General features: G+C 57.8%; 11 protein-coding genes. 3 read left to right on the top strand and 8 right to left on the bottom strand.

All coding sequences use genetic code 11. The features are described from left to right. The 6 genes from B7G66_RS04700 to B7G66_RS04670 form a co-directional block, all read right to left on the bottom strand. A partial coding sequence (locus B7G66_RS04700; RefSeq protein WP_239016123.1) for a L,D-transpeptidase occupies positions 1-954 on the bottom strand: 954 nt, incomplete at its 3' end. 243 nt (positions 955-1197) lie between these two features. Continuing rightward, positions 1198-2541: a dihydroorotase gene (locus tag B7G66_RS04695; protein ID WP_003620008.1), complete on the bottom strand. Its 1344-nt coding sequence runs from the start codon at positions 2539-2541 to the stop codon at positions 1198-1200. A 335-nt stretch (positions 2542-2876) separates the two neighbouring features. Further along, positions 2877-4241, bottom strand: coding sequence for an Nramp family divalent metal transporter (locus tag B7G66_RS04685; protein WP_003620004.1), 1365 nt, complete (start codon positions 4239-4241; stop codon positions 2877-2879). 237 nt (positions 4242-4478) lie between these two features. Beyond that, on the bottom strand, positions 4479-5249 hold the full coding sequence (locus tag B7G66_RS04680) for a class II aldolase/adducin family protein (RefSeq protein ID WP_048858879.1): 771 nt from the start codon (positions 5247-5249) through the stop codon (positions 4479-4481). A 19-nt stretch (positions 5250-5268) separates the two neighbouring features. Then, the gene (locus B7G66_RS04675; RefSeq protein ID WP_003620001.1) at positions 5269-6447 is read right to left on the bottom strand and encodes a pyridoxal phosphate-dependent aminotransferase; all 1179 of its coding nucleotides are present in this window, start codon (positions 6445-6447) and stop codon (positions 5269-5271) included. Between the two features lie 173 nt (positions 6448-6620). Beyond that, the gene (locus tag B7G66_RS04670; RefSeq protein ID WP_003619999.1) at positions 6621-7490 is read right to left on the bottom strand and encodes a dimethylarginine dimethylaminohydrolase family protein; all 870 of its coding nucleotides are present in this window, start codon (positions 7488-7490) and stop codon (positions 6621-6623) included. A gap of 299 nt (positions 7491-7789) precedes the next feature. On the opposite strand from B7G66_RS04670, the gene B7G66_RS04665 reads away from it, so the two are divergent. From B7G66_RS04665 to B7G66_RS04655, 3 genes are all read left to right on the top strand, one after another. Then, the gene (locus tag B7G66_RS04665; RefSeq protein WP_003619997.1) at positions 7790-8761 is read left to right on the top strand and encodes a LysR family transcriptional regulator; all 972 of its coding nucleotides are present in this window, start codon (positions 7790-7792) and stop codon (positions 8759-8761) included. 101 nt (positions 8762-8862) lie between these two features. Further along, positions 8863-10320 carry an ABC transporter substrate-binding protein/permease gene (locus tag B7G66_RS04660; RefSeq protein WP_003619995.1) on the top strand — a complete coding sequence of 486 codons (1458 nt, stop codon included), beginning with the start codon at positions 8863-8865 and terminating at the stop codon, positions 10318-10320. Next, positions 10310-11077, top strand: coding sequence for an amino acid ABC transporter ATP-binding protein (locus tag B7G66_RS04655; protein WP_048858877.1), 768 nt, complete (start codon positions 10310-10312; stop codon positions 11075-11077). Before B7G66_RS04660 ends, B7G66_RS04655 begins: the two co-directional genes overlap by 11 nt. Positions 11078-11288: 211 nt before the next feature. Here B7G66_RS04655 and B7G66_RS04650 read toward each other — a convergent pair whose 3' ends face one another. Together B7G66_RS04650 and B7G66_RS04645 are read right to left on the bottom strand one after the other, a co-directional pair. Then, positions 11289-12791, bottom strand: a complete 1503-nt coding sequence (locus tag B7G66_RS04650) for a peptide MFS transporter (RefSeq protein WP_003619992.1) — start codon at positions 12789-12791, stop codon at positions 11289-11291. A gap of 10 nt (positions 12792-12801) precedes the next feature. Continuing rightward, entirely contained in the window at positions 12802-14793 is a 1992-nt protein-coding gene (locus B7G66_RS04645) for a CocE/NonD family hydrolase (RefSeq protein WP_003619990.1), read from the bottom strand. Positions 14794-15118: the final 325 nt, after the last annotated feature.

Here is a 15118-nt window from a genome sequence, read left to right as displayed (position 1 = left end):
AGGAGCAGGAGCAGGAGCAGGAGCAGGAGCAGGAGCAGGAGCAGAATTGGGATTGGGATTGGGATTGGGATTGGGATTGGGATTTTGTGATTGTGCAAGGAATTTTGCAAAATCATCTTGTATCTTCCGTGCCCGTTCCGGGTCCGAAAGTTGCGCATCTGTTTGTGATGAATCGATCACAACCACCCTGTCCCCAGCAAGGGGGGCAGGATCGTGGCTTGCGCCAAGCAGCGCCTGGAGGGCGCGTGCATTCTGTCCATCATGGATCAGATGATCGAGGTCGCGATCAATCAGGCCATGATGGTCAAGGAACGTATTAAAGCGCGAGGGAATGCGGATGCAGCCTTCGGAATCTGATCGGCCCAGACGCCCTTCCAACAGGTCGGGATCGGTTGCATGCATTTCCAGCCGCACGACCGCGACCGTGTCCTTTTTGCGCCAGTCCTCGGTCGTTTGCCAGCCAAAGTCCCATACGCGCATGCCTTTGTTACCATTTCCACGCACTCCGAATTCGTTTTTCGTTCCCTGCGCGCGATAACCATAGATCTGCCCGTCATTTATGAAGACCCCAACGGGGGTACGAAAATGCTCCGTTCGGCCGGGACGTCCCGTACTGACACGGACCGAACCCAGCGCGGTCAGCTTTTCAAGCTCCCCTCCCCCCACGGCAATCCACAATCGCTGCACCCGTTCGGAACGGTCCACGACCAGTATGATCTGCGGTGTATCCGGCCAGAGATGCGTCCCATCGAGAATCTGTTTCGCCTGCGCAAGATCTTTGTCGGTCAGGTTGCTGTTGAGATGCACGGCCTGTGACCCAAGTTCCGTTTTTATCGCCGAGCGTAGGTCATTCATTTCCTGTGCGATGTCAGGCGAAACGGGTTGTGCATGTCCCGGGGACGTCAGGCTGCATGTAATCAGGAATGCCACAGCCGCACGTGAACTTATCTGCATGTAGCTTCCGGCATGACGGTTGGGTGATCCTGTGGGATTGTGGTGTGTTGAGAAAATCAAGAGAGTAGAGGTCTATAATTCTATTATCTACATACCATCCCAAATCCGTCTTCAGAGTCGCCTTGAAAAGAACTTATTGAAAAAACTGATAAAATTATGGGTTTTGTATTTTAGGCGATTAACCTGCTTTATACCTAAGCGCCGGATATAAGCACCAGGTTCCCCGTACGAGATCATACAGTCCTATTTTACTGTCGGGGGCCGGTCTGTTGCGTCAAAGCGGAAGGGCTGGCCGATTGCCTTGCCCGGCAACTCCCCTTCCCACATGACGGTATTGCCACGGATAATGGTGCCAACGGGGCGACCCGTCAGTGTACGACCGACAAAGGGAGACCATCCACATCGTGATGCCAGCCAGTCCTGCCTGATTTCCCACCGGGCCTGTGGATCGACAATCGAAAAATCGGCGTCATAACCAACGGCGATCCGTCCCTTTCGCACCAGCCCGAACAGGCGCTGTGGACCGGCGGAGGTCATGTCCACAACCTTGCGCAGTGTCAGGCGCCCATGGGCAACATGGTCCAGCATAAGGGGCAGCAGCGTCTGCACCCCAGGCATCCCTGATGGGGAGTCGGGATAGGATCGCTCTTTTGCCGTTATGGTGTGGGGGGCGTGGTCGGACCCGATGATGTCAGGAACCCCCTGTCCCATCCAGTGCCACAGACCATCGCGCGCCGCACGGTTGCGGATCGGCGGGTTCATCTGTGCCAGCGTGCCGAGTTCGGGATAGGCCTCCTCCGCCGCGAGGGTCAGATGCTGCGGCGTGACCTCGCAGCTTGCAATATCCTTGTTCGCGGCAAGGAATTCCAATTCTGCTGGCGTCGTGACATGCAGGACATGGATACGTCGGCCTGTCTTGCGCGCCAGGGCGACGATGCGTTGTGTCGCCCGCATCGCCGTTTCCTCGTCCCGCCAGACAGGATGGGAGGACGGATCCCCCGCCACGCGATGGTTAACCCGTTCAAGCAGCCGGTCTTCGTCCTCTGCATGGATCGCAACACGGCGGGAGCCAGAACGCAGGACGCGTTCAAGGATGCGATCATCAGAGACCAGAAGGCTGCCGGTGGACGAACCCATGAAAATCTTGATCCCCGCCGTGCCCGGCAGTTTTTCCAGTTCCCCGCACTGTTCCGCGTTGTCAGTTGTGGCCCCCACATAAAACGCGTGTTCGCACCACATCCGTCCCCGTGCGCGGGCCAGCTTGTCAGTGACGGCGTCGGGGGTATCGGTGGGGGGACGGGTATTGGGCATTTCGAACACCCCCGTTACCCCGCCCAGCACGGCCGCACGACTGCCGGATTCCAGGTCTTCTGCATCACCGGGGCCGGGTTCGCGGAAATGGACCTGCGTGTCGATCACCCCAGGAAGGATGGTCAGGCCATCACATTGCAGCGTACGTTGCGCATTCCCGGTACCGCCAATTTGTACAATGCGCCCATCATGGACGAAAATATCCGTCATCACGGTCTGATCGGGAAGGACGACAGTCCCGTTTTTTAAAACAAGGTCGTACGATTTGCCTGGCATCAGCTCTTCCGTCTCATTCGCGTTTCAGGAGCAGATGCGCAACCGGCTCCGGCATATGCCGGAAAATAATCGACATGCGCGCGCACGTCCAGAAGAAGGCATGCGTTTTGATGCATATGCCTGTGTGGCGTGGCCAGATCGCGGCGTTATTGAAGGATGAAAAACAGAGTCATGCACGCGATTGCCATGACGATGATGACAAGGCGGCCCATATAATAATCCGGCGCTGTGTGTCGGGCGCCAAGATGCACCTGCGCTGGTGGGGCCGCCGTATGGGATAGGCCTGTCATGTTCCCTCTTTGCACGAATGGTGTGGCGTGACGTGCTGATCTCACTCAGGATGCAGACGTCACGGTGTCCCACAGCAGCTTGAAGTTAAGGACAAGGATGATGGTGGCTATGACCCATGCCAGGACCTTCATGACGGGCGAAATCGTGAATTCCCCCATTTTTTCACGGTCTGATACGAACATCACCAACGGGATGACCGCGAACGGCAACTGCATGGACAAGATAACCTGGCTGAACATCAGCAGTTCCCCCACGCCATGCTCGCCATAAAACAGCGTGACGAACAGGACAGGAATGACCGCAAGGCCACGTGTCAGCAGGCGACGCGCCCACGCAGGCAGGGACAGGTGAAGGAACCCTTCCATAATGATCTGTCCCGCCAGCGTCCCGGTTATTGTCGAGTTCATGCCCGCTGCCAGCAGGGCTGTAGCAAACAGGGTCGAGGCGATCGCCACCCCCAGCACGGGCGACAGCAGACGGTAGGCATCCGAGATTTCGGCCACGTCCTGATGGCCGCTGCCATGAAATGCCGCTGCTGCCACGATCAGGATCGCGGCATTGATGAACAGCGCCAGCACAAGGGCAATCGTGCTGTCGAGTGTGGACCACTTGATGGCGTCGCGCTGTCCGGTCGGGGTGCGTTCGAATGCGCGGGTCTGGACGATGGATGAATGCAGATAAAGGTTATGGGGCATGACCGTCGCCCCGATGATGCCGATGGCGATATACAGCATGGACGGGTCGGTCAGGATCTGCGTTGTGGGCACGAAGCCATGCAGCATCGCGGAAATCGAGGGGACGGCTGCGATGATCTGCACCACGAAACAGCCTGCGATGATAATCAGGAGTCCGATTATAAAGGCCTCAAGATAGCGAAAGCCGCGCTGCATCAGCAGCAGGACGATAAAGGCGTCCGCGATGGACACCACGCATCCCCCGATCAGCGGAAGGCCAAAAAGGAGTTGCAGCGCGACTGCGGTTCCGATCACCTCTGCCAGGTCACACGCGATGATCGCCAGTTCACATGACACCCACAGGGCGTAACTGATCACCGGCGAAAAATGGTCCCGGCATGCCTGTGCAAGGTCCCGGCCGGTTACGATCCCCAATCGCGCCGCGAGGGCCTGAAGCACGATCGCCATCAGGTTCGACAGCATGATTACCCATAACAGGTGATAACCGAACTGCGATCCGCCCTGCAGGTCGGTGGCCCAGTTGCCTGGGTCCATATACCCAACCGATATCATGTATCCGGGGCCGATGAAGGCAAGGAAACGACGCCACCACAGGGCGCTGCTGTTGGGGACGTGAATGCTGGAATGGACTTCCGGCAGGCTCCGGCTGTCGGCTCCCTGTCGTGTGAAACGCCAGGCATGTGTCGTGGGCGGCGTGGTGGGGGGAGTGGACATGGGAACCTGCCTGAAAACTTTGTCGCCACATCATTCAATGTCACTGCTACAAAATATGCAATAGGCTATATCTTGTAGTGACGACAATTTTTCATAGCATAGAGATTACAATGCCGCGAGCGCGGGAAACCCATGGCACAGGGCAGTCGTTAAAATTGGCCTGTTGGAAAATGTCAGGGGACGCAGTCGGATGGGGATGGGACATCCATCCCCATCCGTAACCGTATGGTCAGGGGGTCAGGTCTGGTAGTCCGGCTGTTCGCGGTCGAGTTTGCGAAGCAGCGCCTGCCATATCAGTTGCCCCTGGTCTGTATCATCTTCGAACTGCTGGCGTGCGCGCAGGATGCTGGCGGGGGATGGGAAATGCAGCGATGTGCCGGTGGACTGGGCCGCGACCTGGATACGGCAGGCCTGTTCAAGGTAGTACATGCGGTAAAAACATTCCGCCACCGTGCGTCCCACGGTCAACAGCCCATGATTTTGCAGGATCAGTCCATGGTTCTGCCCTAGGTCGCGGACAAGACGTTCGCGTTCACTCAGGTTGTCTTCCGCAGCCAGCCCCTCATAGGCATGGAAACCGATGCGGTCATGGAATTCCATGCTGATCTGGTTGATGGGCAGGATCTTACGATCCTGTGCCGCAACCGCCATGCCCGCGATGGTGTGGGTATGCATGACGCATGCGGCATCAGGCCGGGCGCGATGGATGGCGGAATGAATCACAAACCCCGCCGGGTTTATGGGATGTGCGGTTGGCTGGCGGGGATGGCCGTCGGCATCGACCGTGACCAGTGAAGATGCGGTTATTTCCTCAAACAGGAAACCATACGGGTTGACCAGATAGGCATGTCGCACCCCCGGCAGTCGTGCCGACAGATGGGTATAGACAAGGTCGGTCATCCCGAAATGCGCCACCAGGCGATAGGCCGCGGCAAGTTCGCGGCGCAGCGCCTGTTCCGTGACGGTTGACCGGGGTGATGGTGGTGTATGGGGGGAACCGTCGGGCATGTTCCCCGTGATGGTGGAATTAGGCGATGACAACATCGAGCGCCTTGCAGAAACTTTGCATGTCACTTTCGGATCCTACGGTGATGCGTGAACAGTTTGGCCATATGGGCCAGTTACGCCCGATAAGGACACCCTGTTTTGCAAATGCTTCCCGCACGGGTTTGGCCGGGCGTTTCCAGTCAACGATGAACATGTTCGCCATACTGGGGATATAGGAGATCCCACGCTGGCGCAGGTGTGCGAATGTCATTTCCCGATTGGCAATCATCTGGTTGCGACGCTGGATGATTTCCTGCGCGCGCGTGACACTGGCAAGTCCGGTTGCAAGTGCCACGGTGGAGAGCATGAAGGATTGTGAAAATCCGTCATAGCGCATCATTTTTTCCAGCAGGTCAGGACGCCCCATACTGAGGCCAAGGCGCAGTCCTGCCATGCCAAATAGTTTGGAGAATGTGCGCAATACGATCACATCCTTGCCCGCTGCCACAAGGGAGGCGGCGCTGCGTGTGCCCGAAAAATGGATATACGCTTCATCCACCAGGATGATCGACCCTGCCGGTTTATGGGCAAGCAGCCATTCGATATCTTCGATGGGTGTCACCGTGCCGGTGGGATTGTTTGGCGAGCAGATATAATAAACACCTGCGTTCGGATCGGCCGCCAGCATGGCGCGTACATCCGTTTTCCAGTGTTTTTCGCGCCGCAGAGGAACCTTCGCCAGCGGGACCTTCAGCCATTCGGCCGTTTCCCATGAGGGTTCATAGGTCGGGTCCAGCGTGACAAGCCCGCGTTGCGGTGAACAGAACGTCACGATGGTGCGACATAGCGGATCACCAGATCCCGGCCATGGCATGATATGGTCAGCCGGTACGCCCTCGATCTCGGCCACAGCCTTGATCAGTGCCTGACGGTTGCCGTTGGGCCAGTAACGATTTCCCTGCGCCACCATGGCGACGCCGGCACGGACGCCTTCTTCCATGGGGCCGGTCCACCATTCGTTGCTGTCAATCAGCACCTTGCCTGCGTTATCGCCTGCCGACGCCACAACCCCGCGTGCCTGCGCGATCCGTCCCGGCAGGGACGCCAGCGCAAGGCCCGTGCCCAGAAGCGCCCCGATCCGGCCAAACTGCCGACGCGAATATCCCCGCTGCAACAGGTCGCGTTGGGCGTCAGCCGACAAAGTCGCATCCGTATTCATATATGCGTTCCTCGTTATATCAGGGTGATGGCACGCGACATCCCACGGCCATCATTATGAATACGCATCATGCAGGGTTATTCGTTACGATCAAGTTCCATTATGAAAAACATATCGTAATGATCATGTTGCCATCGCGGGTGTTGCCTTATGAACATGGTCGCGTGGGATGCTCATCCCCCGATGGGGGCCCGGCGCAGGGGCATCGTCATGCAATGCACGCTGCCCCCGCCGCGCGAAAACTGGTCAAGATGTGGTGTCAGGACCTCCATCCCTTCCGCACGCATCATCTGGTTGATTCGCGTGCTGTGATGCGGGCTGATGACCCGTCCCTTCCCAAGGGCGAGGACATTGCATCCCATGCCCTCCATTGCTTCCTTATAAGTGACGGACAGCAGGCGTATGCCCTGCGCCCGCAACCATGCGAGGTCGGCATCAGGCAGGACATCAGTGACGGCGATGGCCGTATCATCATTGATCATTGTAAAGATGACATCCAGATGCAGGAAATGTGCCGGGAATCGGATCAGGCGGCAGGTCCAGCCTTCTTGCGTGAACCAGTCTGTGAACTGCCGCGCGCCGACTTCGTCGGTGCGCCCACCGCTTACGCCCACAACCAGCAGGCCGGGACGTATGAAATGTATGTCGCCGCCTTCGATATGGCCCTGGGTGCAGGTTTTCCAGACTTCACCCGACGCATGGAACTGCCGCACCGGTCCTTCTTCCGCGCGGCGTTCGGGACGCGCCAGACGGGTAATGACCGTGCCGAATGGCGTGGTCTGTGAACTGTCACGGGTATATACCTCGTACGGCATGCCGGGTTGTGGCGTCAGGAAATGGCAGTTGACGTCCGCCATGCGCAGGGCGTCTACCAGCTCCTCAAACTGTGACAGCATGTCCGCATGATTGGTGCGCTGGCCACGGGCCAGCGTCTGAATCGCGATATCGTTGCTTGGTATCCATGAATAATGTTCCGGCCGGCACAACAGCACATCGGCCAGATCGCCGCTTTCGCTGTCTATGAACCAGTGGTTTGTATTCATTACGTCACAATCCCGCAGATAAAAGCACCCCCGCATCGCAGGGAAAGACAGCAGCGTAGCAATGCGGCAGATATGACGGGATAGGAATGATACAGAGTTCACTTTGGTTTTTTATTAACCACACGAAATCAAAAAACCTGTTTGTGCGCAGACACATATTGTTGCATTCTCTGGACAATCTGGAGCGGGCAAGTAACGATCAGCGGACTTTGCCAGTCATATCCATCTGACTGAAGACATCCTGAGCGTTATCCCGCAGGCACCATGGACGGACCCCGACGCACATGACAGCCCCATTAATGACCCTTTCCTCCCCTTCCCTGCCATCCACAAAGCGGATGGCCGCGGGCCGACGCCGGGGTGGTGGTTTCCGTGGCCAGGTGGCCGAAGTGGACCTCAGGCTGCTGCGTGTCTTTCGCACCGTTGCCGAACGCGGCGGATTCTCCGCAGCCGAAATCGCGCTGGGCAAAAGCAAGTCTTCCATCAGCATTGATATCTCTGCCCTGGAAAGCCGCCTCAACATCAAGCTGTGCCAGCGCGGGCGCAGCGGCTTTGCCCTGACGGGTGAAGGGCGCATGGTGCTGGAGGCCACGGAGGAGTTGCTGACGGATATCGAGCGTTTCCAGCAGCGCATCAATACGGCAAGCGGTATCCTGTCGGGGCGTTTTTCGCTGTATATGCCAGATAATATCCTGATTCACGGCGAAACGGCGGTCATACGCGCCATCAAGACCTTTACCGCGCGCCATCCCGCGGTTTTCATGAATATGTGTTCCGCATCCCCGCGTGAAGTGGAACTTGCGGTGCTTGATGGGCGCGCCACGGCGGGCATCGTGCTGCATGGGCATCATCGGCCGGATATGCAAAGTACGGCGCTGTTTACGGAATCCCTTGGTCTGTACTGCGCCATGACGCATCCACTGGCACGGGTGGAAGAAGCGGACATTACGTTTGATATCCTGAAACAGCAGCGCATGATCGAGGTTTCCAGCGCGGTTTCTTCTGCCGCATGGGACCGGATCAGGGGGCAGATGACGTTTTGTGCTGGCGCGGAAAACGTGGATGCCCGTGCCCTGCTGATTCTTTCGGGGAATTATATTGGTTTCCTGCCAGAGGCATATGCCCGGCCCCTGGTTGATGACGGGCTGTTGCGCCAGATCGCGCCCGACAGCCTGCGTCTGATGACCAGCTTTCATTTCCTGGTGCGCCCGTCCCCCGATACAAGCATGATGATCGAAACATTCCGCACGATACTGGAAGACTCATATTGAGATCTTCCACCCCTCATGCAGTTACGGGCCTTCAGTTCGTTTGTTTCTGTCTTCTTTTGTTGTTTTTTCCCGGGTGCCTGCTCCGGGCGCAATCGTCCCCTGTGCCGGGGTTCATCCATGATGGCGTCCTGAACGTCTGTACCAATCCCACGCTGCCGCCCATGACTTTCATGAAACATGCGGGGGGTGATACGGACATGCCCTCCGGTGTGGATATCGACCTTGCCCGTGCGCTGGCGGGATACTGGCATGTACGGCTGGAGGTATCCTCCATGGATTTCGTGGGGCTGTTCCCATCCCTCGTGGCGGGCAGGTGCGGGCTTGTCGCAAGCGGGGTTACGCGCCTGCCCAGTCGGGAGCGGAGTTTTGATGCGGTTCCCTATCTGGATACGGCGCTGGTGGTTGTCGCACCGGCGGCGACGCCACCGATAGATCGTATGTCCGACCTGTCGGGCCGGCGTATTGCCGTGCAGGCGGGCACCAGTTACACCGCCATGGTCGAGCATCTGAATGAGCAGCTTGTGGCGCAGCATCGAGCGCCCATTGAAATCCAGCAGTACCCCACCGAGGAAAACGTGGTGCAGCAGGTTCTGCTGGGGCGGGATTTTGCCTTCATCAGCCAGGATGTGGAGATATATTTTCGCCAGAAGCAGCTTCATGGCAGGGTGCATATCATCCTGCGTACCGATGATACGGATTATCGGCAGTTTGCCCTATATATGCACAAGGACGCGCAGGACCATGAGGCCCTGCGGCATGCGATTGCCGTTTTGTCTGCCAATGGGCAGATCAATGCCATTGCGCGCAGGTGGTCGATCAACCCGGTCGGTGCCACGGACCTGACAGCCGGGCCTGTCATCACCTTTGCATGGGGGGATTTTTTCCGTGCGCTGGCATCGGGGGCATTTCTTCGTGGTGCGGGTGTGACACTCCTGCTGGCACTGGCGTCGCATGTGACGGCCATCATCATTTCCATTCCCATCGCCCTGCGGCTTGGGGGGAAGCCGGGCCCTGTACGTGCGCTGCTGGGCCTGTACATCTATATATTCCGCGCAGTACCAACCCTGCTGCAGCTCCTGTTTGTATGGAACGCATTGCCGCAGTTCTGTCCCATATTCAGGGAGGCATGGTTTTCACCCTTTCTTGCTGCGTGGATATCCCTGTCGTTGAATGAGAGTGCCTATCAGGCGGAAATCAACCGCTCTGCCCTTGTGGCGGTGGATGCGGGGCAGATTGCGGCGGCACGTGCGTTGGGAATGGGAACGGGGCAGACATATCGCCATGTGGTCTTCCCACAGGCATTGCGCATTGCCCTGCCCCCCACGCTCAATGACTTTATTACCCTGCTGAAGACGACCTCGCTTGCATCTGTCATTTCACTGCACGAGCTTCTGTCCGTGGCGCAGGTGGAGGTCGCGCGGAGTTTCGAATTCAGCGAATATTATGCGGCGGCTCTTGTCTATTACCTGTTGATGGTGCTGTTTTTTATCATGTTGCAGAAAATCATGGAACATCGCCTTGGGCGGCCGATCCATGGGGCAGGTGCGCATGAACGTTGATTCCGACCCCGTGATGGTGCCACGGCCCATTGTCGTGGCGGCCCGTGCGTTATGCAGGAAACGCGGGGAGATGTACCTGCTGGACAATATCGACCTTGATATCCTCAAAGGAGAGAAGATCGCCGTCCTTGGCCCCTCTGGGGCGGGTAAATCCACCCTGATCCGCTGTTTTAACCAGACAGAGGTGCATGACAGTGGCACCCTGTCAATTGATGGACAGGTGATCGACCGCACGACCGACCTTGTGAAGCTGCGGGGTATGGTGGGGCTGGTTTTCCAGACATATCACCTGTTTCCGCACCTGAGTGTGCTTGATAATTGCACCCTTGCCCCACGGCTTGTACGCGATATGCCGCTGATGCAGGCGCGTGCCCTTGCACTCGGCTTTCTGGAGCAGGTGGGTATCAGTGAACAGGCGGAGATGTATCCGCATCAGCTTTCCGGGGGACAGCAGCAGCGCGTGGCAATCGCACGCGCATTATGTATGCAGCCCCGGATCATGCTGTTTGACGAACCGACGGCCGCCCTTGACCCGGAAGCCATCCGTGGGGTGATGAACATCATCAATGAATTATGTGCCGCAGGTATCACGACCATTTTCGTCACCCACGAAATGGGGTTTGCCCGCCATGTGGCCGATCGCATCGTTTTTATGGATCGTGGCAGGATACTTGAAACCACCCCTGCCACGTCTTTTTTCGAGGCCCCGCGCAGCACGCGGGCGCGGATATTCCTTGACCGTATGCTGTGCCTCTAGAGCATTTTTACCGAAAACCGGTTCGGTGAAACTGCTCCAGTTTATTGTTTTTACGGGCATCTTCACCTGTTTGAATGCACGCATTCAAACAGGATCTGCTCTAGTTCATCTGCCTGACCGTAATCCAGATGTCGCCTTGTTTGAAAAAGGCGGCATCTTTCATAGGATTTAGGAAAAATATTCAGGGCGCCACGTGAGTGTCAGGCGCCCCCTATGCTTGCCGCGCGCGTTCCCAGCCCCGCACCAGTGGCAGCAGGAGTGCGAATACAAGGGTTGCCGCCCCGGCCACAAAGGCAAGGTTACGAAACAGCGTCCCATAGATCACCAGCGTCTGTGCTGCATCAGTACTACTTTCCCCCGCATTGTCGATCGCCGCCAGATTGGCAACCATGCTGCCGACATACATGGCAAACCCGATCAGCACATAAAAACAGCCCGCCATGAAGGCGCTGATACGTTGGGGAACATATCGGGCGATCGCGGCAAGCCCGAGGCTGTTGAGCATCAGTTCCCCGATCGACAGGGGAGCATATCCGAACAGCATCCACCATGGTGAGACCTGGTCGGTCGCACACAGGCGCGTGCTGATCCACCACATCACGAATGACAGGGTGACACAGGCAAAGCCGATGACGAATTTCCCGGCGATGCTGATATCTGCGTTTCGGCGTCCCAGCCAGTTATATATCGTGATCAGCATGGGGGTGCCCAGCATGATCCAAAAGGGATTGAACGCCTGGAACTGGCCCGCCGACATGGAAAACAGATGCAGTCCGAACAGGGTGAAATCCTTGCTGACATTGCGCAGGGTAAATAATGTCAGCGACGTCACCATCTGCTGATAGAAGACGAAGTAGAGCGCAACTTCAAATGTCAGCAGATATATGATCTTCAGGCCGGGACGTTCATGCGGTGCGGCGCGGACATACAGGAATATCCATGCCGCCATGATCGTCAGGCCGGACGCGATGACCAGCATTCCCTGAATTGAATTGGATTCAAAGATGCGGGCGATGACCGCGATGGCCGCCAGCGTCGCCGCGGCGATCGTGATGGTGCGACGCAGGGGGACGTGTGTGAAATCCGGCGTGGTGCCAATGCCATCCAGCCTGCGGCGGCGCAGGAAATAGGCCACGATCCCCAGCACCAGCCCAACACCACATGATGTGAACGCCGTGGCCCAACCATATGTCTGTTGCAGCCATGGTGTCAGGACAAGGGAGAAGGTGGAGCCGATATTGACCGACATGTAATATATCGTAAAGGCCACATCGAGCTTCTGTTCCTGATCGCGATAGATCAGGTTGACCGTGTTGCAGGAGTTGGGTTTGAAAAAACCGTTTCCCACCGCAATGACGGCCATCCCGAGGAACAGGGAATGTGCGTTGCCCGTCATCCCCCCAAGCAGAAGGTAGCCGGTCGCAAGGATGATGGCGCCCATCACCATTGTCCGTCGCGACCCCAGCACCTGATCACCCAGCCATCCGCCCACTACCGGCGCGGCATAGGTCATGGCCGCGAAACTGCCCCACAGCATGTTGGCCTGGGTGTCATGCATGCCCAGTTTCTGGACCATGTACAACAGCAGGATCGCCTGCATGCCATAAAACCCGAACCGCTCCCATATCTCGATGGCAAGGACGACCCGGAACGCGGCGGACCTGCCAGACGCCGACATGGGTTCCATGTCGGCGTCACTGTCTGAACTCTGCATTCACATGCACTCAGGGCACGACCGGAAGCCATACGGCCGTAGGATGGGCGTGGTCGTGATAGATTTCCTGCGTGGCAACCGTATAGTCCTCCTTGGTGGCTTGCAGGATATTGGGGACAAATTTCTGCGGGTTGCGGTCATATAACGGGAACTGGCTGGACTGGATCTGGATCATGATCCGGTGCCCAGGTTCAAAGACATGATTGACTGCCGGCAATGTGAAGCGATAGCGCGTCGGCTGTCCCGGCACGATGGCGGTGGGTTTGTCAAAGCCCTGGCGGTAACGTCCGCGGAAGATATCCATCGACACCGCCAGTTCATACCCGCCCATTTCAGGCCGGTCGGCAGTCGTCGGCGGATTGACGTCAATGACCTTTACCACCCAGTCGGCATCCGTCCCGGTGGTTGCGGCATAAATGTCGGCCGTCGGGACGCCGCTGACCTTGACCGGCGCGGTCAGGACCGGGGTTTCATAGGTCACGACATCGGGACGGCTTTCGGCAAAGCGCTGATCCTGCACCAGCCACGTCTTCCAGCGATCGGAATCTGAAACAAAGGAGAACGGACGGGCCAGGAAGGGAACCGGATGCTGCGGGTCCGAGATGTAATGATCCGACGCCTGTTCGTCATGGGTGGGCTGGCGGGTCGACAGGGCATGTTCCGCATGGAGGTAGAAAGGTTGCAGCGAATGGGGACAATGTTCGTCACATGCCAGTGGCCAGCGGTCGAGATAGTCCCAGTGGTTCTTGCCGGTGTTATAGATAATGGCTTCGGGCAGGTGAACGGTGGCGGAACCGGGCCGCAGGTACTGGTCAAAGAAGGGGCGCAGCACATCATGCCGGAACTGCGAAGCGGTATCGCCGTTCCATTGTAACGGACCCAGGGAGGAGCCGTTATAATTGACCTGGCTGTGGCGCCATGGCCCCATGACCAGGACATTCGGCACGGTCGGGGCCGTTGCCTGAAGGGCCTGCCATGTATGGATGGCGCCCCACATGTCCTCCTGATCCCACAATCCCTGTTCCCATAAGGTCGGGACGCTTGTCTTGCGCTGCGCCAGCAGGTGGTCAAGCGCCTGCTGCTGCCAGAAGGCGTCGTAGGCGGGATGGGCCAGCATGCGCTGCCACCACGGGAATTGGTCCAGCCCCGCATTATGCGCGAACTGTCCGGCGGAACCGGCGGTCAGGAAATTGGTGTAATCGTCATGGTCGATACGCGGGATGGCATGGCCTTCCGCGCGTTCGGACATCTGCATGGTGAAATAATCAAGCCCACCCTGACGGAACACGCCATAATGATACCAGTCATCACCCATCCAGCCATCGACCATCGGGCTTTCGGGGGCGGCAACCTTCAATGCCGGATGTGGGTCAAGCAGCGCCATGACCACCGTATAACCTTCGTAAGAAGAGCCGAGCATGCCCACGCGGCCATTGCTTTCGGGCAGGTTATGGACCAGCCATTCAATTGTATCCCACGCATCGGTGGTTTCATCCGTTTTCGTGGGGTTCAGCGGACCACGCGGCGGGCGGGTCATGACGTAATCCCCTTCGGAGCCGTACTTGCCACGGATGTCCTGAAACACCCGGATATAGCCGCCTTCGACGAACGTATCGTCGCCTTCAGGCAGGATGGAGCGGATGTCGGGGGCATCAGGAATGCGGTTCGCCCGCGCCGAGGCATGATAGGGGGTGCGCGTCAGCAGGATTGGCGCGCCAGATGCATCCTTGGGGATAACGATGACCGTATGCAGCTTCACACCGTCGCGCATCGGGATCATGACGTCACGCTTGACATAATTGCGCGCGCTGGTGGGGAAAACCACATGGGCGGGAATATCGCTGCCGGTCTGTACCATCAGTGCGGAGGCATCGGTCGTTGCGGTTGCCTTTGTCGCAGCGTGCGTGTCCGCCGCAAGGCAGCGTTCAGCCAGCGCACCTGACGATACGCCTGCAATCATGATTGCCAGTGACGGCAGGTGCCGCCAGGAAAGCCGTTTCATGTCATTGCACTCCAGTGTTGCCCATGGGGCGTTATCGTTGCATTGCCCTTATCATAGCAATGGTCGGTTCCGAACGCCCAAAAACACCTTGGTGCGGGATCGGGTGTAAAAACTGCATCTTGGGGGCTGCCCCCTTCCCTTCCCGTCATGGGTGTGGACCTGTGGAGGTGCCCCAATGGCGGCCGGTCAGTGGGCGGCATGCGATGCCTGCGTTGGCTGTTTCATTAACTTTACATAACAACAAAGGAAACCGTTACGGTTTGTGGCTATGACAGGAATGGTAATAACATTCCGTAACGGAGGATGATTGTGCGTTTTGCAGATG

Origin of the sequence: Novacetimonas hansenii JCM 7643, assembly GCF_000964405.1 — a bacterium.
Taxonomy (GTDB): Bacteria; Pseudomonadota; Alphaproteobacteria; order Acetobacterales; family Acetobacteraceae; genus Novacetimonas; species Novacetimonas hansenii.
This window is presented reverse-complemented; position numbering and strand designations above follow the sequence as displayed.

Excerpts from the sequence above, each read along its gene's own strand:
- B7G66_RS04675 (WP_003620001.1), bottom strand. The coding sequence starts at position 6,447 with ATGAATACGGATGCGACTTTGTCGGCTGACGCCCAACGCGACCTGTTG.
- B7G66_RS04695 (WP_003620008.1), bottom strand. The coding sequence starts at position 2,541 with ATGCCAGGCAAATCGTACGACCTTGTTTTAAAAAACGGGACTGTCGTC.
- B7G66_RS04680 (WP_048858879.1), bottom strand. The coding sequence starts at position 5,249 with ATGCCCGACGGTTCCCCCCATACACCACCATCACCCCGGTCAACCGTC.
- B7G66_RS04650 (WP_003619992.1), bottom strand. The coding sequence starts at position 12,791 with ATGCAGAGTTCAGACAGTGACGCCGACATGGAACCCATGTCGGCGTCT.
- B7G66_RS04665 (WP_003619997.1), top strand. The coding sequence starts at position 7,790 with ATGACCCTTTCCTCCCCTTCCCTGCCATCCACAAAGCGGATGGCCGCG.
- B7G66_RS04645 (WP_003619990.1), bottom strand. The coding sequence starts at position 14,793 with ATGAAACGGCTTTCCTGGCGGCACCTGCCGTCACTGGCAATCATGATT.
- B7G66_RS04655 (WP_048858877.1), top strand. The coding sequence starts at position 10,310 with ATGAACGTTGATTCCGACCCCGTGATGGTGCCACGGCCCATTGTCGTG.
- B7G66_RS04670 (WP_003619999.1), bottom strand. The coding sequence starts at position 7,490 with ATGAATACAAACCACTGGTTCATAGACAGCGAAAGCGGCGATCTGGCC.
- B7G66_RS04685 (WP_003620004.1), bottom strand. The coding sequence starts at position 4,241 with ATGTCCACTCCCCCCACCACGCCGCCCACGACACATGCCTGGCGTTTC.